22 protein-coding genes are annotated in these 22,859 nt (G+C 65.6%); 9 read left to right on the top strand and 13 right to left on the bottom strand.

Translation table 11 applies throughout. From position 1 onward, the window contains the following. Nucleotides 1-82: 82 nt before the first annotated feature. From zigA to GEV37_RS07960, 3 genes are all read right to left on the bottom strand, one after another. A complete protein-coding gene (gene zigA, locus GEV37_RS07970) occupies nucleotides 83-1,309 on the bottom strand; it encodes a zinc metallochaperone GTPase ZigA (protein WP_227389696.1) in 1,227 nt (408 codons plus the stop codon). Nucleotides 1,310-1,469: 160 nt separating this feature from the next. Further along, nucleotides 1,470-1,820: a helix-turn-helix domain-containing protein gene (locus GEV37_RS07965; RefSeq protein ID WP_227389695.1), complete on the bottom strand. Its 351-nt coding sequence runs from the start codon at nucleotides 1,818-1,820 to the stop codon at nucleotides 1,470-1,472. A 314-nt stretch (nucleotides 1,821-2,134) separates the two neighbouring features. Then, nucleotides 2,135-2,431 carry a hypothetical protein gene (locus GEV37_RS07960; RefSeq protein WP_227389694.1) on the bottom strand — a complete coding sequence of 99 codons (297 nt, stop codon included), beginning with the start codon at nucleotides 2,429-2,431 and terminating at the stop codon, nucleotides 2,135-2,137. Here GEV37_RS07960 and GEV37_RS07955 point away from each other — a divergent pair. Next, nucleotides 2,348-5,173, top strand: coding sequence for a bifunctional diguanylate cyclase/phosphodiesterase (locus tag GEV37_RS07955; protein WP_338035116.1), 2,826 nt, complete (start codon nucleotides 2,348-2,350; stop codon nucleotides 5,171-5,173). The two genes, GEV37_RS07960 and GEV37_RS07955, sit on opposite strands and share 84 nt — an antisense overlap. A 169-nt stretch (nucleotides 5,174-5,342) precedes the next feature. After that, nucleotides 5,343-6,092 (top strand): SIR2 family NAD-dependent protein deacylase, encoded by a 750-nt coding sequence (locus GEV37_RS07950; protein ID WP_227389692.1) that lies wholly within the window; start codon nucleotides 5,343-5,345, stop codon nucleotides 6,090-6,092. Here the strand turns inward: GEV37_RS07950 and bioB are convergent, their stop codons facing one another. Then, complete coding sequence (gene bioB / locus GEV37_RS07945; protein ID WP_227389691.1) at nucleotides 6,093-7,136, bottom strand: biotin synthase BioB; 1,044 nt, start codon at nucleotides 7,134-7,136, stop codon at nucleotides 6,093-6,095. It abuts the gene before it with no gap. 156 nt (nucleotides 7,137-7,292) lie between these two features. Between bioB and GEV37_RS07940 the strand changes: the two genes are divergently transcribed. Continuing rightward, a complete protein-coding gene (locus tag GEV37_RS07940) occupies nucleotides 7,293-8,030 on the top strand; it encodes a tRNA-uridine aminocarboxypropyltransferase (RefSeq protein WP_227389690.1) in 738 nt (245 codons plus the stop codon). Here the strand turns inward: GEV37_RS07940 and GEV37_RS07935 are convergent. From GEV37_RS07935 to def, 8 genes are all read right to left on the bottom strand, one after another. Then, nucleotides 8,027-8,932 carry a DMT family transporter gene (locus tag GEV37_RS07935; protein WP_227389689.1) on the bottom strand — a complete coding sequence of 302 codons (906 nt, stop codon included), beginning with the start codon at nucleotides 8,930-8,932 and terminating at the stop codon, nucleotides 8,027-8,029. The genes GEV37_RS07940 and GEV37_RS07935 overlap by 4 nt on opposite strands. Beyond that, nucleotides 8,929-10,182, bottom strand: a complete 1,254-nt coding sequence (locus GEV37_RS07930) for a TraB/GumN family protein (RefSeq protein ID WP_227389688.1) — start codon at nucleotides 10,180-10,182, stop codon at nucleotides 8,929-8,931. The genes GEV37_RS07935 and GEV37_RS07930 overlap by 4 nt, the downstream gene beginning before the upstream one ends. A gap of 36 nt (nucleotides 10,183-10,218) precedes the next feature. Then, complete coding sequence (locus GEV37_RS07925; protein WP_227389687.1) at nucleotides 10,219-11,667, bottom strand: TrkH family potassium uptake protein; 1,449 nt, start codon at nucleotides 11,665-11,667, stop codon at nucleotides 10,219-10,221. Between the two features lie 46 nt (nucleotides 11,668-11,713). After that, the gene (gene trkA, locus GEV37_RS07920) at nucleotides 11,714-13,087 is read right to left on the bottom strand and encodes a Trk system potassium transporter TrkA (RefSeq protein WP_227389686.1); all 1,374 of its coding nucleotides are present in this window, start codon (nucleotides 13,085-13,087) and stop codon (nucleotides 11,714-11,716) included. Between the two features lie 113 nt (nucleotides 13,088-13,200). Beyond that, the gene (locus tag GEV37_RS07915; RefSeq protein ID WP_227389685.1) at nucleotides 13,201-13,407 is read right to left on the bottom strand and encodes a dodecin; all 207 of its coding nucleotides are present in this window, start codon (nucleotides 13,405-13,407) and stop codon (nucleotides 13,201-13,203) included. A gap of 40 nt (nucleotides 13,408-13,447) precedes the next feature. Further along, nucleotides 13,448-14,782: a 16S rRNA (cytosine(967)-C(5))-methyltransferase RsmB gene (rsmB, locus tag GEV37_RS07910; protein WP_227389684.1), complete on the bottom strand. Its 1,335-nt coding sequence runs from the start codon at nucleotides 14,780-14,782 to the stop codon at nucleotides 13,448-13,450. Then, nucleotides 14,779-15,759, bottom strand: coding sequence for a methionyl-tRNA formyltransferase (gene fmt, locus GEV37_RS07905; protein ID WP_227389683.1), 981 nt, complete (start codon nucleotides 15,757-15,759; stop codon nucleotides 14,779-14,781). Before fmt ends, rsmB begins: the two co-directional genes overlap by 4 nt. A gap of 76 nt (nucleotides 15,760-15,835) precedes the next feature. Beyond that, on the bottom strand, nucleotides 15,836-16,348 hold the full coding sequence (gene def, locus GEV37_RS07900; RefSeq protein ID WP_227389682.1) for a peptide deformylase: 513 nt from the start codon (nucleotides 16,346-16,348) through the stop codon (nucleotides 15,836-15,838). A 200-nt stretch (nucleotides 16,349-16,548) separates the two neighbouring features. On the opposite strand from def, the gene GEV37_RS07895 reads away from it, so the two are divergent. From GEV37_RS07895 to aroE, 6 genes are all read left to right on the top strand, one after another. Beyond that, complete coding sequence (locus GEV37_RS07895) at nucleotides 16,549-17,589, top strand: LysM peptidoglycan-binding domain-containing protein (protein WP_227389681.1); 1,041 nt, start codon at nucleotides 16,549-16,551, stop codon at nucleotides 17,587-17,589. A 57-nt stretch (nucleotides 17,590-17,646) separates the two neighbouring features. Next, nucleotides 17,647-18,750, top strand: coding sequence for a DNA-processing protein DprA (gene dprA, locus GEV37_RS07890; RefSeq protein ID WP_227389680.1), 1,104 nt, complete (start codon nucleotides 17,647-17,649; stop codon nucleotides 18,748-18,750). 57 nt (nucleotides 18,751-18,807) lie between these two features. Next, on the top strand, nucleotides 18,808-19,365 hold the full coding sequence (tsaC, locus tag GEV37_RS07885; RefSeq protein ID WP_227389679.1) for an L-threonylcarbamoyladenylate synthase type 1 TsaC: 558 nt from the start codon (nucleotides 18,808-18,810) through the stop codon (nucleotides 19,363-19,365). A gap of 1 nt (nucleotide 19,366) precedes the next feature. Next, nucleotides 19,367-20,209 (top strand): oxygenase MpaB family protein, encoded by an 843-nt coding sequence (locus tag GEV37_RS07880; protein WP_227389678.1) that lies wholly within the window; start codon nucleotides 19,367-19,369, stop codon nucleotides 20,207-20,209. 73 nt (nucleotides 20,210-20,282) lie between these two features. Continuing rightward, on the top strand, nucleotides 20,283-21,218 hold the full coding sequence (hemF, locus tag GEV37_RS07875) for an oxygen-dependent coproporphyrinogen oxidase (protein WP_227389677.1): 936 nt from the start codon (nucleotides 20,283-20,285) through the stop codon (nucleotides 21,216-21,218). Continuing rightward, nucleotides 21,215-22,033, top strand: coding sequence for a shikimate dehydrogenase (aroE, locus tag GEV37_RS07870; RefSeq protein WP_227389676.1), 819 nt, complete (start codon nucleotides 21,215-21,217; stop codon nucleotides 22,031-22,033). The genes hemF and aroE overlap by 4 nt, the downstream gene beginning before the upstream one ends. Nucleotides 22,034-22,039: 6 nt before the next feature. On the opposite strand, the gene GEV37_RS07865 is transcribed toward aroE, so the two are convergent. After that, nucleotides 22,040-22,843 carry a M48 family metallopeptidase gene (locus tag GEV37_RS07865; protein WP_227389675.1) on the bottom strand — a complete coding sequence of 268 codons (804 nt, stop codon included), beginning with the start codon at nucleotides 22,841-22,843 and terminating at the stop codon, nucleotides 22,040-22,042. Nucleotides 22,844-22,859 lie beyond the last annotated feature (16 nt).

Raw genomic sequence — 22,859 nt, 5'->3', positions numbered from 1 at the left:
CATCTGGCCCCTTCTTCGTTTTTTGGGTCAATCCCCAATATACGATAATGATCGTAATGAACGCGGCGTTGAAGCCGCGTACTTACTCCCAGGCCGGAAACGGATCCGGCAGTTTCTTCCAGGCTTCGATGCCTTCGAGAACGTCCTCTTCGCTTAGAAGGCACTCGTCGAGCGCGGCGCGCATGCGGGCCTGATCCATGTTCTGGCCGATGAACACCAGCTCCTGGCGCATGTCGCCGAAGGGGTCGACCCATTTCTCTTCGATGAACGCGCGATACTCCGGGTCGGTGGGCCAGCGCGATTCGGGGATCGCTTTCCAGAACATGCCTGCCACACCGTGATGGGCAATGCCGCCGGCCTGACTCCATTGGCCGGCCCACTGCGGGCGGCTGGCCAGCCAGAAGAAGCCCTTGGAGCGCAGAAGCCCCTTGCCGAACCACTCCGAGTGCAAAAGCTCATGGAACTTGGCCGGGTGGAAGGGGCGGCGCGCATGGTAGGCGAAGCTCGAAATTCCGTACTCTTCGGTTTCCGGCACGTGCTCGCCGCGCATCTCCTTGAGCCAGCCTGGCGAGCGCTGGGCGCGCTCGAAGTCGAAGCGGCCGGTATCGAGCACCCTGTCCAGCGCGACGTTGCCTTGGCGGATCGGCACGATCTCGGCGTCGGGGTTGAGCGAAGTGAGCACCGCCTTGAGCGACGCGAGCTCGGATTCGCTCATCAGATCGGTCTTGCTGACCAGCAGCACGTCGCAGAACTCGATCTGGTCGACCAGCAGGTCTGCCACGTTGCGTTCGTCCTCATCCCCCAGGCTCTCGCCGGCCTCGGCCAGGCTCTGGGCGTCGCGATACTGGGTCAGGAAGTTGGCGCCGTCGACCACGGTCACCAGCGTATCCAGCCGCGCCACCTGTGAGAGGCTTTCGCCCTCTTCATCCTCGAAGGTGAAGGTCTCGGCGACCGGCAGCGGCTCGGAGATTCCGGTGGATTCGATCACCAGGTAATCGAAGCGGCCTTCGCGGGCGAGCTTGCCCACCTCGACCAGCAGGTCTTCGCGCAGCGTGCAGCAGATGCAGCCGTTGCTCATCTCGACGAGACGCTCATCAAAGCGATTGAGCGCCACCTCGTTTTCGAACATCGATTCGCCCGGCCCGCCGCGTACCAGTGCCGCGTCGATATTGACTTCGCTCATGTCGTTGACGATCACCGCTACGCGGCGCCCTTCGCGGTTGGCCAGTATGTGGTTGAGCACGGTGGTTTTACCGGCGCCCAGAAAGCCGGACAGTACGGTGACCGGCAGAGGCTTGAACTCAGACATGCGATCCATCTCTTTTGTGTGTTATGTAATAATATAACAATAAGAGATTGTGAAAAAGATCTTCTTGCCAAGCCGGCAGTAGCCGGCTTCTGAATGGCAGTGAGCGTTGGCTATTTTCTTTAAGGTTGCGTTGGCCTTTAGCGACGATGGCAGACGGCATTCATGAGCCGTCGTTCAAGCGGTTCGCCAGGTTTTCCGTCAGTTGAAGAATCAATTGGCGGTCTCTTTGATCGAGAGGCAAAAGCAGCGACCTTATACGCCGCGTCTGATCGTCTATTTGCGTGCTGGCTTCCCCCAGGAGCTCGGCGGTTTCGCAATCGAAGATCTGGGCAAGCTCCATGAGCCGAATGATGTTGGGAATGACACGCCCTCTTTCGATGCGTGAAACCGCTTCGTTTCCAATGCCCAGCCGTTCCGCCACTTCTTCCTGCGTCATCTGGCAACGGGTACGCTGCTTGGCGATAGCACCACCAATGTTCCCAGCGATACGCTGCTGTTCGTTTTTTTTCACCTGGGCCTCCCTGTAAAGGGAAATGGTTGGGGAGCGGCCTATGGACATGAAGGACTGTTCAGGTTGAAGATCGACTTTAAAAGTTGATAATATAAAATTAGGTATAGTGAGAGGCTTATAACGATATAGAAGAAACCGCCAACAGCGGTTTTATTTAGTTTGCTCATTTAATTAATGTAATTCTCGTTGACCGGAACGAATAAGAGCGAAAATCTGGAGTGTCGGAAAATTTCCGTCGGACAATAACGGCGCTGTCATGAATGGCCCCGTTGCTGGTGGTGGGTAGTGTGACCTGCAAAACGTCACGTTACCGGTCACACGGTAGATAAGCGCGCAATAGAGAGAAGACCCTGCGCGGCACGCTGCACTTTAAAGGGAAACGCTACGACGAATGACGTTGTAACCACTCGGATATGTGTGATTAGCGGCTCCAATGCCGCATCGATCGAGTCACGCTCGAGATCGATACCGCCTTGGAACACTGGATTAAACTTAGTTAACTGACCCCATTCGAGGCGCTTGATACCATGTTTCCCGACCCTGCACAAGATATATTGCAGAAGCTTTCGAAAAGCTTTGCCAGCCGTCATCGGGAAGAGTTCTTTCAGCACCTGACATGTTCGTTGGCCACGCTGCTTAAGGTCGACCATGTCGTGATCGCACGTATTGACTCACATCAAAGTTTCGTCACGCCCCTGGCCTTTTACTCGAACGGCCAGTGGCGAGAGCAAGCACCTTATCCGATCAAGGAGACCCCGGCCGCTCAGCTCGACACGCATGCGGAGCTGTTCGTCGATGGCGGGGCGCGAGAGCGCTTCCCGCACGATAGCCAACTGGCGGCGCTGTCTGTCGAGGGCTATCTGGGGGTTCCCATGCGCGATGCTGATACTCGCCGACTCGGCTTCATCGCGCTGATGCATTCGGCGACGTTGACCCTGCCTTCCTTCGCTCTCGATCTTCTGCGTATCGTCGCCTGGCTGGCGGGGGCCGAGCTTTCACGCCAGTTGATCGGCGCCAGCGCGAACACCCATATCGCTCGCCAGCGTCGGGCGTTGCGACTGTTGAGCGAAAGCGGCGAGGCGGTCGTCAACGCCCAGGATGAAATCGCGATGATGCAAAGCTGCTGCGACGTCGCCGTCGAGACCGGCGGTTACGCCGCCGCCTGGATCAGCCGGCCCGGTGAGCCCGGCCAGGCCGATTCGCTCAAGGTGAAGGCGATGTCCGACCGCGATGGCGAGGAGATTGCCTGGTGCAGCCCGCGCCAGCTGATGATCAAGCGCTACAGCCGCATGCTGGCTCGCGCGGCGTTCGAGCAAGGCCAACCCGTCATCCTTGGCCAGAAGCAGGATGCCCGTGGCGTCAGCGCGTCTCTCAAGCAGACGCTCTTGATGCTGGGGGTGAAGACTTTCATCGCGCTGCCGCTGATGTTCCGTGAGCAGCCGCTGGGCGTGCTCAGCTGCTACCACGCCCAGGAGGAGGACATTTCCGAGCGCGAGCGCGAGGTGCTGGGCGAACTGGCCAGCGATATCGCTTTCGGCCTCGACAGCATGGTGCGCCGACAGACCGAGCAGCGTATCCAGCATGCGGTCACCCAGGTCGCCACGGCGGTTTCGGCCGATCACGGCGAAGCCTTTCTTTCCCGGTTGACCGCACACATGGCTGACGCACTCGCCGCCGAGATCGGGTTCATCGCCATGCTTGACGAACACGATCCGGGGATCGCGTCGATGGTCTCGCTGCACGTGCGCGGGAAACGCCAGCCCGGCGTACGTTATCGCCTTGCCAGCGTCCCCTGCGAAAAAGTTGTCAGGGAGCGGGAGTGCGTGGTGCTCAAAGACGCCCATATCCAGATGCCGGCGGAGGCCGAGGGGACGCTGGACTGGGTAAACGGCTATATCGGCCGCCGCCTGGACGATGCCCAAGGCAACCCGATCGGCGTCGTCGGCGTGATGTTCGAACAGCCCTTGACCCAGACCCGCATCGCCCGCGCGGTGTTGCAGATCTTCGCTGCGCGCGTCGGGGCCGAGCTTTGGCGCCAGCAGAACGAGGCGCGTATCCGCGAGCTTGCCTATCGCGACGAAGGCACGCGGCTGCCCAATCGGGCGGCGCTTATGCGCCACCTGACCCAGCATGTCGACGCGACGCCCAGCACACCCCTGGCGCTTTTACTACTGGGGCTCAACCACTTCAAGGAAGTGAACGACACCGCCGGCCACTATGTGGGCGATCGGGTACTGCAGGAAGTGGCCCGGCGCTTTGGCGAGGTGCTGGGCGAAGAGCACTACCTGGCACGCCTGGGTGGCGACGAGTTCGTGGTCCTGGCGTGCGGCATGGGCGAGGAGGCGGCGCTTGCGCTGGCGGCGCGCCTGCAGGCGTCACTCGCCCCGCCCATCGTGATCGAGCAGCACTCGGCGGAGATGAGCGCAGGCGTCGGAGTATCGCTCTATCCGGGCCAGGCGAGCACGGCACCCCGGCTGCTCCGGTACGCCGATATCGCCATGTATCAGACCAAGCGCCAGCCGCTGAGCGTGAGCCTGTTCGAGCCCTGGATGGAGCAGCGGCTGCGCGAGAAGCTCCACATGGCCAAGCGGCTGGGCAGCGCCATTGCCGAGAAGCGTCTCGAACTGCACTACCAGCCCCAGGTCGACCTGCGAACCGGCGCGCTGATCGGCGCCGAGGCGCTCGCCCGCTGGCACGACGACGAGCTCGGCCGTGTCTCGCCCGGCGAGTTCATTCCGCTCGCCGAGGAGCGCGGCATGATGGTGGCGCTCGGCCGCTGCGTGATCGAGAAGGCTTGCCGGCAACTGGCCGCCTGGCAGGCCCAGGGCCTCGAGCTCACCGGGCAGTTGGCGATCAACGTGGCGGCGGATCAGTTCGATGACAACGACTTGATCGAGGCGCTGTTCGAGAACTGCACCGCCTATGCCATCCCGCCCTCGGCGCTCAGCCTGGAGCTGACCGAAAGCGGCGTCATGGTCAACCCGGAGCAGGCCGTTGCCATGACCCGGCACTGCAAGGAGCAGGGCGTGGGGCTTGCCATCGACGACTTCGGTACCGGCTACTCGTCGCTTGCCTACCTCAAGCGCTTTGCCGTGGACAAGATCAAGATCGACATCTCCTTCATCCGCGACATGCTCACCAGCGAGAACGACCGCGTGATCGTCGCCACCATCATCGCCATGGCCCACACCCTGGGGCTTGCCACCATCGCCGAGGGCATCGAGCGCACCGAGCAGATCGCCCCCCTGATCGCGATGGGGTGTACCCAAGGTCAGGGATATCTCTTCGACCGTCCCCTCACTGCCGATCAGTTCGCCCGGCGCTGGTTGGAAGCTCCGGCGTCTACCCGATAGCCTTGACCGGCAGGTCTTGCCGAAATGCGATGCCAACATGCGACGTCCGTCGCCAAGGTGAGAGTAGACCTCGCCTGGCGAGCGGATGGCCCAGGCGTTGCCATCCGCCTGCGCCATCGCCTAGTCTGAAAGGCGCCCGCCCGAGGGCGCTTTTTCAAGGAGACGAGTCATGTTGGCAGGCGAGCCCGCAGATAACAGCCACCTGCAGGCGGTGACGCTACCGCACCTGGTGGTGTTCACCGGTTCCGGCATCAGCGTCGAGAGCGGTATCAAGACCTTTCGCGCCAGCGACGGCCTGTGGGAGGAGCATCCGGTCGAGAAGGTGGCCACGTTTGATGGCTTTCGCGACGACCCCGAGCGGGTGCTCGACTTCTACAATCAGCGCCGCGAGCAGATTCGCCGCGCCCGGCCCAACGCCGCCCACAAGGCGCTGGCCGCCCTCGAGCAGGACGGCTTCACGGTGTCGATCATCACCCAGAATATCGACGACCTGCACGAACGGGCGGGCTCGAAAAACGTGCTGCACCTGCACGGCGAGATCCTGAAGGCGCGCTCCAGCGTGGATGCGCGCCTTCGCTACCCCATCAAGGGTGACATTCGGCTGGGCGACGTATGCGACAAGGGCAGCCAGCTGCGCCCGGACGTGGTCTGGTTCGGCGAATCGGTGCCGCTGTTCGATCAGGCCTGCACGCTTGCAAGCCAGGCGGACTTCTTTTTAGTGGTGGGTACGTCGCTTGCGGTGATGCCCGCTGCCTCCCTTCTGTCCTACGTCGGGGTAGACACGCCCTGCGCGCTGGTCGACCCGGATGCGGACAGCCTGACCCCGCCGGGGGTGCTGGCGATCAACACCACCGCCGGCGAAGGCGTACCGGCGCTGGTCCACCAATGGCGCCGACAGCGAAGCTTCGCGCTCGACTGATCAGCTCGCCTCGATCGCCAGCGAAAGGGCGCTCTGGCGCCGGGCCTGCGTTACACGAACCAGCGCGGCGGCGCTATCGTCCGGCATTTCCCGGGTTTCCGCATGCAGGCCCAGCTTGTCGAACAGCGCCCGATCCCGCTCGGCCTGGGGATTGTCGGTGGTGAGCAGCTTGTCACCGTAGAAGATCGAATTGGCACCGGCCATGAAAGCGAGCGCCTGGGTGGATTCGCTCATCTGCTCGCGACCAGCGGAGAGACGCACATGGCTTTGCGGCATCACGATGCGCGCCACGGCAATCACGCGAATGAAAGCGAGCGGATCCAGGTCGTCGACGTTTTCAAGCGGCGTGCCGGGTACTTTCACCAGCTGGTTGATCGGCACCGATTCCGGGTGCGGATCGAGCCTTGCCAGCTCGCGCAGTAGCGCGCTTCGATCGGAAAGTCCTTCACCCATGCCGACGATACCACCGGAGCATACCTTCATGCCCGCCTGTCGCACGCTTGCCAGCGTGTCGAGCCGGTCGCCGTAGCTTCGCGTAGTGATGATCTCGCCGTAATACGCCGGCGAGGTATCCAGGTTATGGTTGTAGTAGTCGAGCCCCGCCTCGGCCAGGCGGTTTGCCTGGCGATCGTCGACCATGCCCAGGGTCATGCAGGTTTCCAGCCCCAGCGCCTTCACCTGACGCACCATCTCCTCGGCGACCGCCAGGTCCTTTTCCTGCGGACTGCGCCATGCCGCCCCCATGCAGAACCGGCTGGCGCCGGCTGCTTTCGCTGCCCGTGCCTGTTCGACCACCTTGGCCACTGCCATGAGTTTCTCCTTGCCCAGGCCGGTGTTGTAATGGCCGGACTGCGGACAGTACTTGCAGTCCTCGGGACAGGCGCCGGTCTTGATCGACAAGAGCGTCGAGATCTGCACGGCGTTGGCGTCGAAATGGGCGCGATGAACACTTTGGGCTTGGAATAGCAGGTCGTTGAAGGGCAGGGCGAAAAAAGCGTCGATCTCCTCGACGCTCCAGTCGTGGCGGGGTGTTGAAGAAGTCACAGGTAAACCTTTTATGATGTTGAGGTTTACCAAACTCTATCGGGAACGGGTTTTTTATGTCAACTATTTGTAGATGAAAGGTTGACAGCTTAAGGTGTTCGTCATGAATTGGACGCTGCATTATACTCGGCGCCCTTTGTCCGTTGAGGTAGGCCGATGTCTTCTTCCGATACGTCCGTCGAGCATGATGCGCCATCAGGCCCGACTCGGCGCGAGTTCAAGGCGCGCGGCAGCTTCGTGATTCGCTGCCCGGGCTGCAACCTGCCCAAGCTCAACTGCCTATGCCCCTACCGGGCGAGTGCCGAGAGCGTGGCCCAAGTATGGCTGATCACTCATTCGCTTGAGCACATGAAGCCCACCAATACCGGGCGGCTGATTCGCGACGTGCTGTCGGATACCCGTGTATTCACCTGGTCGCGCACCGAGCTCGACCCCGAGCTTGCGGCTCTGCTGCAGGATGCGCGGTACGCACCGTTTCTGATCTTCCCCGACGACCAGCCGGACTACGCCGAGCGCGTGGTCGACATCGACGCGGTGCACGCGGCCAAGGCGAGCGAGCGGATCCCGGTGTTCGTCATTCTCGACGGTACCTGGCGTCAGGCGCGACGCATGTTTCGCAAGAGCCCCTATCTGGATGACCTGCCGATACTGGCGCTGCGCACCGAGCGAGAGACCCGCTACCGACTGAGAAAGCCCGCCTCGAAAGCGCACCTGTGCACCGCCGAAGTGGCCATCGAACTGCTGCGCCAGGGCGGAGACGAGATGGCGGCGAGCGTGCTAGACGACTACTTCGACGTGTTCAACGAAAGCTACGCGGCGAGTCGTTTCTACACACGGATCGACGCGCCCACGCCCGCCATGCAGCGGCTGCTGGCGCGGCGGAGTGGCGATTAGGCCTTGGCGTCCGTGGGCAGCCAGCGGCGCAGCACCTTACGCACCCAGTACCAGCGGTTGATGAGCAGCGCCAGGAAGATCAGGCTGCAGCCGGTAAGCTGAAGGGCGGTCATGCTTTCACCGAACCACCAGGCGGCGATCAGCGCGGTCCACACCGCCTCGAGCATCAGGATCACCGAGGCGTGGCTCGGCGTGGTCATGCCCTGTGCCTTGATCTGCAGGAAGTAGCGCAGCGAGCTCGACAGCACCACGCTTGCCAGCAGCCAGCCGAGAATGGCGGACTCGACTGCCACGGGGGCGCGCTCGAACAACAGCGACAAAAGCGTCAGCACCGTGCCCACCGCCAGCAGCTGAAGCGTGGTCAACGGCAGTGCCGGGACGTTGCGCACCACGCGGGTATTGACGTTGATCAGAAGCGCGAAGCCGAGGGCAGCGCACACCATCAGAAGCTGGCTGATCTCGACGCGAAAGCCCGCGTTGAGCGACAAGAGCCCGAAGCCCGTCAGCGCCACGGGTAGCGCGACCCAGGTGGTGCGCGGCGGCGTTTCGCCGAACAGCATGCCGATCACCGGCACCATCAGAATGCCGAGGCTCGTGATGAAGGCGCTCTCGCCCAAGTGCTGGGAGTAGTGCAGCCCCATGATCCAGAACCCGGTGGCCACGCTGAACAAAAGCCCCACCAGAAGGCCCCGGCGTACGCGGCGCGCGGGCAGGCGGCGCAGCGCCGGCCAGGCAAAGCCCAGCAGGATGGCGCCGGCGAGCAAAAAGCGGGTGCCGATGAACAGCAGCGGCGGCATGCCCACCAGGGCTTCCTTGGAGAATATCCAGCCGCCGGCGGCCATCAGCGTGACCAGCAGCAGCAGGGCATCCGCCTGCCAGGGGGCGCGGGCGATCCGGTTCATGCGCCGCTGCCGAACAGCGCCCCGGCGATGCGAAAGCCCGCCACCCAGGTACCGATCGCCGAGCCGAGGGTGGCCAGGATGAACACCAGGAGCGTGCGCGACACGCGGTTCTTCCACCACCCCTTGAGCGCGGTGACGTCGTGCCTGAGCGAAGAAAAGTCACGCACCTTGGGCTTGCGCATGTAGAGCTCCACCCCGGCGGCGACGAAGCCTGCGCCGATGGTCGGGTTGAGCGAGGTAAGCGGGGCGGCGAAGAAGGTGGCGATCACCGTGACCGGATGGGCCAGCGCCAGCAGCGTCGCTCCGCCGGCCAGGATGCCGTTGATCAGAAACCACTCCAGCACCAGCTGCCAGCCAAGCTCGGTATTGCGCGAGAACCCGATGGCGAAGCCGGTGATGACCAGCGCGGTGATCACCCAGGGCAGCGCCTTCCAGAGTTTCGACGCCGGCGGGGTGTGCTCGAGCGCCTCGCGCTCGACGACCGGGTCCTCGGGCAGCGGCGCCTCGAGGTGTTCGGCGGTCCCCTTGAGGTGCCCCGCGCCCAACACCACCAGCACGTTCTTGAAGCGCCCGGGGGGGGCCTGCTCGCAAAGGCGAAGCGCCATGTAGCGGTCACGCTCGCGAATCAGAGGCGTGTAGAGAGTCTCGGACTCGGCGGCGAACTCGCTGAAGGTCGCCTCCAGCATATCCCCTTCCTTGAGTTTCTCGATCTCCTCCTTGGAGACGTCCTGGCGCGACAGGACGCTGCCGATCAACCCGCTGAACAGCGAAAAGCGCTGCCACCAGGGCACGTTGCGATAGATGCGCTTCAAGGTCACGCCCACGTCGCGGTCGATCAGCAGCAGGGGCAGCTCTTGGGCGAGACAGGACTCGACCGCCGCGCGCATCTCTGCGCCGGGCTGGATGCCGGACTGCTCGGCGATGCGCTGTTGAAAGGCGCCGAGTGCCAGGCTCGCCGCGACCATGCCCGCCTTGCCCTGCTTGAAGACCTGGAAAAGGTCCTGCTCGCCCATGGCGTCGGGGTTGGTCATGCTGTCGTGGCGGGCGTCGCATAGCTCGATGGCCGCCGCGTCGAAGGCGCCGCTTGCCAGCAGGCGCGTGACGTCCTCGGCGCTTTCGGCGGAAACGTGGGCGGTGCCCAGCAGGGTGTAGCGGGTATCGCCGATCTGAATGACCTTCAGCGGGCCGCTGGTGGCGGGAAGCGTCTCGAGGGAGGCGGCATCCGGTGAAGAGGCGTCGTCCTGCATCATGGTGTTTACTCGCAGATGATCACGTCCGGCGCCGCCTCAGCGGCGCCAGAACGCGGGGGTGAAGAGAACCAGTACGGTGAATATCTCGAGGCGACCCAGCAGCATCGCCAGCACCAGGATCCACTTGGCGAGATTCGGCATGTCGCCGTAGTGTTCGCTGGCCTCGCCCAGGGCCGGGCCCAGGTTGTTGAGCGCCGAGCCCACCGTGGACCAGGCGGTGATCTGGTCGACGCCAGTGGCCATCACGCCCACCAGCATCAAAAAAAACAGCATCACGTAGGCGGAGAAGAAGCCCCACACCGCCTGGGCGATGCTATCGGGTACGCTCACCTTGCCGACCTTGACCGCGATCACCGCGTTGGGGTGGATCAGGCGCATCACCTCGCGCATGCCCTGCTTGAGAATCAGGATGATACGGATGACCTTCATGCCACCGGCGGTGGAGCCAGAGCAGCCGCCGACGAAGGCGGCGATGAACAAAAGAAACGGAAGCGCACCGGGCCAGGCGGAGAAATCCGCTACTGCGAAGCCTGCGGTGGTCGCCACCGATACCACTTCAAACAGTGCGTGGCGCAGCCCGTGCAGGGTGTCGTAGGTGCCGGTGAACCAGAGCGTGGCGGTGGCGATGGTGATCAGGCCCGCCAGAAACAGCATCAGAAAGCGCGCTTCCGGGTCCTGAAAATAGTGCATCAGGCGTTTCTCCCGCCAGGCGATGAAGTGCAGGCTGAAACTGAACGCCGAGATCAGCATGAACGCCACGCAGATCAGCTCGATGGCGGGGCTGTTGAAGTAGCCGATGCTGGCGTCGTGGGTCGAGAAGCCGCCGTTGGCGACCGTCGAGAAGCTGTGGCCCAAAGCGTCGAACCAGCTCATGCCCGCCAGCATATAGGCGATCAGACAGGCCACGGTCAGGGTAGCGTAGATGTACCAGAGGGCCTTGGCGGTCTCGGTGATGCGCGGGGTAAGCTTGGAGTCCTTGAGCGGGCCCGGAATCTCGGTGCGATACAGCGCCATGCCGCCGACGCCCAGGGTCGGCAGGATCGCCACCGCCAGCACCACGATGCCCATGCCGCCAAGCCACTGCAGCTGCTGGCGGTAGTAGCGAATCGATTCCGGCAGAAAGTCGATGCCGGTAATCACCGTGGCCCCGGTGGTGGTCAGCCCGGAAAACGACTCGAACACCGCGTCGGTGAAGTGCAGCGCATCCTCGCCGAACAGCATCAACGGAATGGAGCCGAATAACGCCAGCACCGTCCAGAACATCGCCGCGATGATGAAGCCGTCGCGAATGCGCAGCTCTCTGCGCTCGCGGCGGTTAGGCAGGTAGAGCAAAAGCCCGGTCATCACCGTGATCGCGATGCCGCTGGCGAAGGCGTACCAGACGCCATCGCGAAACCACAGCGACATCAGCATGGGCGGCAGCATCGTGAGACTGAACAGCATGAGCAAAAGCCCCAGAATGCGAAGGATGACGCGCAGGCTCATGGAATTGAACGGCTCCTGAAAGAGTGGGGAACGAGATCAAATGCGCTCAAAAGAACGTCAGCCCGACCTGGAAGAGTCGCTCGACGTCGCGAATCCGGCGCTTGTCGATCACGAACAGGATCACGTGATCGCCACTCTCCACCACCGCGTCACCATGGGCGATGATCACCTCCTTGCCGCGTACCATCGCCCCGATGGTGGTGCCTTCGGGCAGCTCGATGTCGCGCACCGCCCGGCCCACCACTTTGGAGGAGTTCCTGTCGCCGTGGGCGATCGCCTCGATCGCCTCGGCGGCGCCGCGCCTGAGCGAGTGCACGTTGACGATGTCGCCCCGGCGCACGTGGGTCAAAAGACTGCCAATGGTCGCCTGCTGGGGCGAGATCGCGATATCGATCTCGCCGCCCTGGACCAGATCCACGTAGGCGGCGTTGTTGATCAGCGTCAGCACCTTCTTGGCCCCCAGTCGCTTGGCCAGCAGCGACGACATGATGTTGACCTCGTCGTCGTTGGTCAGCGCGCAGAAGATGTCGCAATCCTCGATGTTCTCCTCTTCCAGCAGCCGCTTGCTGGTGGCGCTTCCGTGCAGCACCACGGTACGGTCGAGACGCTCGGAGAGCGTGGTGCAGCGCTCGAGGCTGTGCTCGATGATCTTGACCTGGTGGCTGTGCTCGAGATGCTCGGCCAGGCGCTCGCCGATGTTGCCGCCGCCGGCGATCACCACCCGGCGAAAGCCGCGCTCGACTCGCCTTAGCTCGCTCATCACCGCGCGGATATCGCGCCGCGCGGCGAGAAAGAACACCTCGTCGTCGGCCTCGATGACGGTATCGCCGCGCGGGATGATCGGCCGATTGCGGCGGTAGATCGCCGCCACGCGGGTGTCGACATTGGGCATATGACGGCCCAGAAAGGCAAGATCCTGGCCCACCAGCGGGCCGCCGTAGAACGCCTTGACCGCGACGAGTTGAACGAGCCCGCCGGCGAACTCGAGCACCTGAAGCGCCCCTGGGTGTTCGATCAGCCGGCGCACGTGGTCGGTGACCACCTGCTCGGGGCTGATCAGCACGTCGATGGGAATCGCCTCGTGGGCAAACAGGCCCTTGCGGGTGAGATAGGGCGTGGCGCGCACGCGGGCGATCTTGGTGGGGGTGCGAAACAGCGTGTGGGCGACCTGGCAGGCGATCATGTTGACTTCGTCGGAGTTGGTGACGGCGATCAGCATGTCGGCGTCCTCGCAGCCGGCCTGGCGCAGCACGATGGGGTAGGAGCCAGCGCCGGTGACGGTGCGAATATCGAGCTTGGTATGCAACTCACGCAGCTTGGCCGCGTCGGTGTCGACCACGGTGATGTCGTTCTCTTCGCGCGCGAGGTGTTCGGCCAGGGTCCCGCCGACCTGGCCGGCGCCGAGAATGATGATTTTCATGGCTGAATCGAATCCGTTGGAAGCGCCGGCGCGTTCGAATCGAAAACAGGAAGGGCGCTGCAATAAAGACGGCGGCCAGTGTAAACCAGCCGCCGTCGAAAAGCAGTGGTGAATTATTCGAGCGTGAAGCCGACCTTCACCGTCACCTGCCAATGGGCGACTCGGCCGTTCTCGATGTGGCCGCGGGTGTCGGTGATCTCGAGCCAGCGCATGTGGTCGATGCTCTTCGATGCCTTGGCCAGCGCATTCTGGACGGCATCTTCGATGCTGGTCTCGGAAGAGCCGGTGATTTCTACGTGCTTGTAGACATGATCGCTCATGGGATCTTCATCCTTGTCGTGAAGTGGCTGTTCGACGCCCTCACTGCGTCGGGCGCTTTTCCAGTCTGGCATAAAAAAAGCCGTCGTGGCTGTTTTGTTGCGAAAACAGCTGCCGCCCGTGGCCGCTGGCCACGCCCCAGGCCACGTCTGTGGGCGTGGTGACGCGCGCATCCTGAGTGCGCTCGACGAAGGCGTCGATCTGGCGCGCGTTCTCCTCGGGCAGCACCGAGCAGGTGGCGTACAAGAGCGTTCCGCCCGGGCGCAAAAGCCCCCAGAGATTGTCGAGCAGCGCGCTCTGGAGCTTGGCGAGCTTCTTGATGTCGCTTGGCCGGCGCAGTGCCTTGATGTCCGGATGGCGGCGGATCACCCCGGTGCCGGAGCAGGGCGCGTCGAGCAGGATGGCGTCGAACAGCGTGCCGTTCCACCAGTCGCGCTCGGCGGCGTCGGCGTGGACCAGGCGAGCCTCGAGGTTGAGGCGGGTCAGAGTGTCGTCGACCCGGGCGAGGCGCTGGTTGTCGCTATCCAGCGCCGTCAGGGCGATGTCGAACTGCTCGAGCAGGTGCGCCGTCTTGCCGCCGGGGGCGGCGCAGGCGTCCAGCACGTGGGCGCCCGGGCGCGGGGCCAGCACCGGGCCGAGCAGCGTCGCGCAGAGCTGGGCCGCCTCGTCCTGCACGCTGACCAGACCGTCGCCGAAGCCCGGCAGGGCGCTGACGTCGTAGGGTGTCTCCAGGGTGATGCCGTCCGGGGCGTGGGCACACAGGCGCGCCTCGATGCCGAGATCCATCAGTTTGGCCAGGTACGCCTCGCGATCGCCCAGGCGCTGGTTGACCCGCAGCGTCATCGGCCCGGGCTGATTGTTGGCCTCCACCACGTCGGGCCACTGCTCGGGCCAGGCCTTGCGCAGCGCGTCCAGAAGCCACTGCGGGTGTGAAAGCCGGGCGCTTTCATCGCGGTCCACTTCGGCTTCGAGCTCAGCGTGCTCGCGTTGCAGCCGCCGCAGGCAACCGTTGAGCACTCGCGTGGCCCACTCCTTCTTGAGCAGGCGCGCCGCACCTGCGGTCTCGCCCACTGCCGCGTGGGGCGGAATGCGCATGTAGAGCAACTGGTAGATGCCGACCAGCAGCAGCGCGTGAACGTCACGGTCGCGCTTCTTGAGCGGCTGCTTGAGCAGGCGCGCGGCGAGCGCCTCGAGGCGCGGCAGGCGCCGGCAGGTACCGAAACAGAGCTCCTTGAGCAGGCCGCGATCGCGGGCGATCACGCTGTGCTCGTCAAGACCTGCAAGCGAGCCTTGCTCGTTCAGCACCGGCACCAGCGCGCGGGCCGCGGCGGCGCGCACTTCCTGGCCGCTGCCTTCCTGGGGACGACGCGCACTCATGACGCTTCTCCTTCGCTCGTACGACCCAGCCGACTGCCGGGTACAAGCCCCGCATGGCGCGAGTTGAGCAGAGCGCTGACCGGTAAAACCTTGCCGCCGGGCAGTTGAGCCTGACTCACGCGCAGCACCTCGTCGCCACGCTCGCCGCAGGCGATACGCAGCGCCCCGTCGCCGTGATCGAGCAGCGTGCCCGGCGCGGCGCTGGCCTGCCCGGTCGCCTCGGCGCTTGCCATGTGCAGGCGCAGGCGGTCGTCACCCAGGGCGCACCAGGCCACAGGCCAGGGGTTGAAGGCGCGGATGCGTCGCGCAAGCGTCTCGGCGCCCTGGCGAAAGTCGAGCTCTGCCTCGGCCTTGCTGAGCTTGGCCGCGTAGGTCACACCCTGTGCAGGCTGAGGAGTGGCCGTCACCGTGCCGGCGGCGAAGGCGTCGAGCACTTCGATCAGCGCCCGGGGGCCTTCTTCGGCCAGCTGGTCGTGGAGCGCGCCGCCGGTGGTGTGCACGGTGATCGGCGTTGATCGCTCGAGCAGCATGTCGCCGGTGTCAAGCCCCGCATCCATCTGCATGATGGTCACCCCGGAGGCGGCGTCGCCGGCCTCGATGGCGCGCTGGATGGGGGCGGCGCCGCGCCAGCGCGGCAAGAGCGAGGCGTGCACGTTGATGCAGCCAAGGCGCGGGGTGTCGAGTACCGCTTGGGGCAGCAGAAGCCCGTAGGCAACCACCACCATGATGTCCGCTTCGAGCCCGGCAAGCACCGCCTGGGCGGCGGGCTCCTTCAGGCTTGGCGGTTGGTGGACCGTGAGGCCGTGTTCGAGCGCCAGCTGCTTGACCGGGCTCGGGGTGAGCTTGCGCCCGCGCCCGGCGGGGCGGTCGGGCTGGGTGTAGACGCCCACCACCTGGTGGCGGCTTTCCAGCAGGGCGGCAAGGTGGGACCGGGCGAACTCCGGGGTACCTGCAAAGACGACGCGCAGTGACGACATGTGACTACCTGTTCGAAGGACGTTTGAGTAGGGGATAAGCAACGCAAAAGCCGCCCGAAGGCGGCTTGTCGATCGCTCAGGCGTCCTGCATCAGCTTGTGGCGCTTTTGCATCTTCTTCTGGATGCGCTCGCGCTTCAGGGGCGAGAGGTAGTCGACGAACAGCACCCCCTCGAGGTGATCGTACTCGTGCTGGATGCAGTGAGCGAGAAGACCTTCGGCCTCGAGCTCGAAGGCCTCGCCGTGGCGATCCAGCGCCTCGAGCTTGACCTTCAGAAAGCGCGGCACCTCGGCGTACTGCTCGGGAATCGACAGGCAGCCTTCCGAGAGCGGGGCCTTCTCCTCGCCGATGGGCGTGTAGCGCGGGTTGATCATCACCAGAGGCTCGTTGCCGTTTTCCGAGACGTCCATCACCACCACGCGGCGGTGAACGTCGATCTGAGTGGCGGCAAGGCCGATGCCGCGGGCGTCGTACATGGTCTCCAGCATGTCGTCGACGAGCTGGCGGATGTCGTCGTCGACGGTCTCTACCGGTTGCGCCTTGGTCCGCAGGCGTTCATCGGGAAATTCGAGAATGGGACGTTTGGCCATGGCGTTGCAATCACCGTTATCAAAGCGTGGATTCTGAAAGTCTGGGTGGCGGCCGGCGTACGCGCCGGGATCGCGTGCCGGCCTAAGTTGGGTTGGCGCGGCGATGTGCTTTACTATAGGTCATCATACCACGCCGACGGCACTTCTGGGCATGCGCGCAGCGGGCCTGGCGCCGCTTTCAAGGTTTTCGGGGAGATCCTATGGCCGTCAAGAAGTCCCTGCGTCATGGCGCGCTCGCGGCGCTGCTGGGGGTTATGCTTTCGGGCAGCCTCGCCCAGGCCTGGGAGCGCGTGCGCGACGACGCCCCGGAGCGCTACGTGGTGGTGCGTGGTGACACCCTGTGGGACATCGCCGCGCGCTTTCTCGACGCCCCCTGGCAGTGGCCCGCGCTATGGCGGGACAACCCGCAGATCGACAACCCGCACCTCATCTATCCCGGCGATACGCTGGTACTGGGCAACTGCGCCGGCGCCCCGTGCCTTGCGCTCGAGCGCGGGCGCCCGGTGGTGAAGCTCTCGCCCCAGGTGCGACGTATCCCGACCCGCGAGGCGATCGCGCCACTGCCTCGCGAGGTGGTCGCGGCGTTTCTGCGCGAGCACCGCTTTCAGGCCCAAGGCGAAGCGCTTGATGAGCTCGGCTACGTGATCGGCGGCGAGAATCGGCGTCTGATCAGCGGCGCCGGCGACACGCTCTATGTGCGCGGCGTGATTCCCGTAGAGACGCCGCTGGGCTTCTACCGCCCGGGGGAGGTGTATCTGGGCGCCGATGGCACGCCGCTCGGTCGCGAGCTGGTCTACGTCGGTGAGGGGCGGCGTCTAGACCAGCAGGGCGATATCGCCCGGGTCGAGGTGCTGCGCGCCCAGCAGGAGGTGCGCAACGACGACATTTTGCTGCCGTTGGAGGTTGCCTTCGACGAGGATTTCCAGCCTCGCGCGCCTCAGACAGCGGTGGCCGGTCACATCATCGCCGCCCCCGGTGGGGTGCGCTTCATCGGCCGGCTGCAGGTGGTCGCACTCGATCTCGGCACCGAGGATGGCCTGCAGCCCGGTCACGTGCTCGAGGTGAACCAGCAGGGCGAGGTGGTCAGCGACCCGCGCACAGGCGAGCGTCTGCAGCTGCCCGGCACACAAGGCGGCATGGTCATGGTGTTCAAGCCCTACAGCGCCATGAGCTACGCCCTGGTGATGCGGGTGTCCAACGTGCTGGCGGTTGGCGACGAGGTGCGCTCGCCGTCTCGCTAGCGCCACCGACGATGCATCATCGACGAAGTATCATCGACGCTAGGCAGGGAGTGGAAAATGGACGAGAACGCATGGCTCGCCGTTGAGGCGCTTCCCGGCATGGGCGCTCACCGTATCGCCGCACTCGCCAGGCGCCGCCTCGACTGGCCGCTGGGATGGCTCGCGGCACTCCCTGGCCCTGCGGCCAGCGTCTTGCGGCTGTGGCTCGATCACCCGGCCAAGAGTCCGCTTCAAGCGCGTATCGACGCCACCCGGCGCTGGCGCGAAGGGGGCGCTGATCGCCATGTCCTGCACCCAGGCCACCCCGCCTGGCCCGCGCTTCTCGACGAGCTGCCAGACCCGCCGCCGGTACTCTGGGCGCTGGGAGATCTAGCCGCGCTTCAAGGCCCGAGCCTGGCGGTGGTCGGCACCCGCCGGCCGACCGCCGAAGGCGCCGGCAACGCCCGGGGGTTTGCCGGCGAGCTTTCCCGACGCGGCTGGTGCGTGGTCAGCGGCATGGCGCTCGGCGTGGACGCGCTCGCCCAGACGGCGGCGCTCGACGAAGGTGGCGCCACGGTGGCGGTGCTAGGCTCCGGGGTGGACGTGATCTATCCGGCCCGCCATCGCACCCTCTACGAGCGCCTCGCCCACGCCCCGCGTGCGCTGATTCTCGCCGAACACCCGCCGGGCACCCAGGCACACCCGGCCTTCTTTCCGCGCCGCAACCGCATCGTCACCGGCCTTTCGCTCGGCACCCTGGTGATCGAGGCGACGGAGAAGAGCGGCACCCTGGTCAGCGCGCGGCTGGCGCTCGAGCAGGGGCGCGAGCTGTTTGCCGTGCCGGGCTCGATCCACAACGTTCAGGCCACAGGCTGCCTGTCGCTGCTCAAGAGCGGCGCCACCCTGGCCCGTCACGTCGACGACATCATCGCGGAGCTTGGCCACTGGGCACCGGCGTTTCTGCCCACGGCGCCGTCGACATCGTCGCCAACGGCGCCTGACGGCGAGCCCGACGACGCGCCGCCTGGGCTTCTCGGTGCGCTCACCTCGACTCCCACGCCGATCGATCTGCTGGTCCAGCGCACCGGCCTGAGCGTGGCCGAGTGCCAGCGCGAGCTTCTGATGCTCGAGCTCGACGGCGCCGTTGCCCAGCAGGCGGGCGGCTGGGTGCGGCGGCACTGAGCCGTGATAAAATGATCCACATGGCGCGCGTTTCGCGCCGACGCCAAGGAGGTCTCGATGACGGCGACGACAGAACTTCAACACGTGGTACGCGCCCTTCACAAAGGCTGCGTGGTGGGTTGTCCCACCGAAGCGGTGTGGGGGTTGAGCTGCGACCCGGACAACGAACAGGCGCTGACCCAGCTAATGCGCTTGAAGGAGCGCGACCCGGCCAAGGGGGTGATCCTGGTGGCCGCCAGCATGCAGCAGTTCGGTCCGTGGCTTTCGGGGCTGGCGCTCGAGCTGCACGCCCGGCTCGCCACCAGCTGGCCAGGGCCCAACACGTGGCTGGTGCCGGACAACGGCCGCAGCCACGCCCTGGTGCGCGGCGCCCATCGCAGCGTGGCGTTGCGGGTCACCGACCACCCGCTCATGGCCGCCCTCTGCGAGGCCTTCGGCGGGCCCCTGGTCTCCACCTCCGCCAACCGTTCGAGCGAACCGCCGGCCATGAGCGCCGAGGAGGTCGAGCGCCTCTTCGGCGATGACCTGGGCGCCATCGCCCCCGGTGAGCTTGGCGGCCAGGCCCGGCCCAGCACCATTCGTGACCTGCTTACCGGCAAGGTGCTGCGCGCCTGACATGACCGCCTTTCTGCGCGACGCCATGACGGCGCGCCTGGGCCGGGCGCGCGTCGAGCGCTACCCCGGCCCCTTTCCTCAGGACGAGCTGGTGCGCAACCTGCACGGCGACTTCACGCCGATGATGTGCGGCGGCATCAGCGCGCTGCTGCTGCAGATGCTCCATCCGCTGGCGCTCGCCGGCGTCTGGGACCACTCCCACTTTCGCCACGACATGGTAGGACGCCTGCGGCGCACCAGCGACTTCATCGCCACCACCAGCTTCGGCACCTTCGACGAGGCCGAGGCGGCGATCGAGCGGGTGCGCCGGGTGCATGCCCGGGTGCGTGGCGAAGCTGCCAACGGCGAGCCCTACGCCGCCGACGATCCGGCGCTTCTCACCTGGGTGCACGTGGCCGAGATGAGCCGCTTCATGGCCGCGCACCTGCGCTATCGCAACCCGCGGCTTTCGCGGGCCGAGCAGGACCGCTACTTCTTCGAGACCGCCTGCATCGCCGAGGCCCTCGGCGCCCGCGACGTGCCGGATAGCGCGGCGGCCATCGACGCCTATCTCGAGGCGCAGCGACCCCGGCTGGTGTGTGATGCGCGCACCCGCGAGGTGGTCGCGCTGCTGCTGGCGGCGCCGCCGCGCCATCTCCTGCTGCGCCCGGCCGGCGCTTTGTTCATGCGCGCCGGCATCGATCTGTTGCCCAGGTGGGCGGCGGCGCAGCTGGACCTTGCCATGTCGATGCCGACGCGTCGGCTGGTGCGCGCCGGTATCAAGAGCGCGATGCCGATGATCAGCCGCGCGGTACGAAGCGGCGCCTATCGCCGCGCGCTGGCCCGTTATCAGGCGCCGTCCTGAGCCGGGCCTTCACGCCTTTCGCTTTACCCCTTACCATCAACGCCTACCCTCAAGGCAACGTTTTGGAGAGACAGTGGCCCACGAGCACCTGAACGACGTCAAGACCTACCTGCTGGATCTGCAGGATCGCCTGTGCGAGGCGCTGGCTAGAGCCGATGGCCGCGCCACCTTCCGCGAGGACAGCTGGCAGCGCGAGGAGGGCGGCGGCGGACGCTCCCGGGTGATCGAGGAGGGCGCACTGTTCGAGAAGGGCGGGGTCAACTTCTCCCACGTCTTCGGCCAGACGCTGCCGCCGTCCGCCACCGCTTCGCGCCCGGAACTCGCCGGACGCAGCTTTCACGCGGTCGGGGTTTCCTGGGTGCTGCACCCGGAGAACCCGCACGTGCCGACCAGCCACGGCAACGTGCGCTTTTTCATCGCCGAGAAGGAGGGCGAGGCGCCGGTGTGGTGGTTCGGCGGCGGCTTCGATCTGACCCCGTTCTACCCGGTGTTCGAGGATGCGGTGCACTGGCACCGGGTGGCCCGCGACGCCTGTACGCCCTTCGGCGACGACGTCTACCCGCGCTACAAGGCGTGGTGCGATGACTACTTCTACCTCAAGCACCGCGACGAAACCCGGGGCGTGGGCGGGCTGTTCTTCGATGACCTGAACGAGGCGGGCTTCGAATCTTCCTTCGCCTTCCAGCGCGCCGTGGGTGACAGCTTCCTCGACGCCTACCTGCCGATCGTCGAGCGTCGCCGCGACACGCCCTGGGGTGATCGCGAGCGCGATTTCCAGCTCTACCGGCGCGGACGCTACGTCGAGTTCAACCTGGTGTGGGACCGGGGCACCCTGTTCGGGCTGCAAAGCGGTGGGCGCACCGAATCGATCTTGATGTCGATGCCGCCGCTGGCCCGCTGGGAGTACGCCTATACCCCCGGCGCCGGAAGCCCTGAAGCGCACCTCGACGAGTATCTGGTCGCGCGGGACTGGCTGGGCGAGGCGAAGCGGCTGGGAGTGGCGCCATGAGCGATCATTACTGCGTGCTGGGCAACCCCGTCGAGCACTCGAAGTCCCCCCTGATCCACCAGCGCTTCGGCGAGCAGACCGGCCAGGAGATCGTCTACACCGCCGAGCTTGCCCCGCTCGACGGCTTCGTCGCCACCTGGCGGGCCTTCTGCGAAGGCGGCGGGCGGGGCGCCAACGTCACCGTGCCCTTCAAGGAGCAGGCCTTCGCGCTGTGCGACACGCTGAGCGAGCGGGCGCGCCGCGCCGGTGCGGTCAACACGCTGATCAATGGTCAGAACGGCCGCGTCTACGGCGACAACACCGATGGCGTGGGGCTGTTGCGCGACCTGGACGCTCACCACATCCCGTTGAAGGGAGTGCGCATCCTGGTGCTGGGCGCCGGCGGCGCGGTGCGCGGGGTGCTCGCGCCGCTCTTGGAAAGGGGGCCGCGCGAGGTGGTGATCATCAACCGTACCGGCGCCAAGGCCGCCGCACTGGCGCGTGACTTCGCCGATCTGGGCGCGGTCGTCGGCGGGGGATATGACGCCCTGGAGGGGCCGTTCGATCTGGTCATCAACGGCACCAGCGCAAGCCTTGCCGGCGAGCTTCCGCCGTTGCCGGAGGCGCTGTTCACCCCCGGCGGCTTCGCCTACGACATGATGTACGCAGCCGAACCCACGGTGTTTCTGCGCTGGGCGCAAGATCACGGTGCCACCCCGGTGGATGGCCTGGGGATGCTGGTGGAGCAGGCGGCGGAGGCGTTCTTCTTGTGGCGCCGCGTGCGCCCGGACACCGGGCCGGTGCGCGCGCTGTTGAGACGCGCGCTCACCGGCTAGGAGGGGTCAGGGGCGCGGGCAGTTCGGCGTGCGGCCCTGGCCTCTGGCCTGTTCATAGGTGGCCATCGCCTGGTCCATGCCGGCCTGCAGGCCGTCGATGCGCTGATCCTGGCTCGGGTGGGTCGACATCCATGCCGGCGGCGCACCGCCGGTGGAGGCGGCCTGCATGTTCTGCCACAGCGTGACGCTTTCGCGCGGGTCGAAGCCGGCCTGGGCCATCAGGTTCTGGCCAATGGTGTCCGCCTCGCTTTCGTGGCGGCGCGAGAAGGGCAGCGCGATGCCGTACTGCGCGCCCATGCCGAGCACGCCCATCAGCTGCTGGCCGCCGGGCGACTGCATGCCCGAGGCGCTGGAGATCACCGAAAGCCCCAGGGAGGTCGCGTTCTGGGTGGAGGCGCGCTCGTTGGCATGGTTGGCCAGCACATGGCCGATCTCGTGGCCGATCACCGAGGCGAGCTGGTCCTGGTTGGTGGCGATGTCCAGCATGCCGGTATTCACCCCCATGTAACCGCCGGGCAGGGCGAAGGCGTTGGGCTGATCGGACTTGAACACCCGCACCTGCCAATCCTGGTTGCGCTGACGTTCCGGCAGCACGTCGACGATGGCATCGGTGATGCACTGCACGTAGCGCAGGCTCGCCTGGTCGCCCATCGGCACGTCCTGCTGGTACTGGGCAAAGGCCTGCTGGCCCATCTGGTTGAGCTCGGCGTCCGAGAGCAGCAGAAGCTGCGAGCGTCCGGTGGGCGAGGTGGCACACGCCGCAAGTGAGGCGCACAGGGCGGTAACGGCGAAGGGGCGAAGCCAGCGCATGATCGGTTCCTTATCG

The sequence above is a fragment of the Vreelandella malpeensis genome (assembly GCF_020622355.1).
Lineage (GTDB): Bacteria > Pseudomonadota > Gammaproteobacteria > Pseudomonadales > Halomonadaceae > Vreelandella > Vreelandella malpeensis.
Note: the sequence above shows the minus strand (reverse complement) of the source record. Positions and strands in the feature narration are given on the sequence as shown.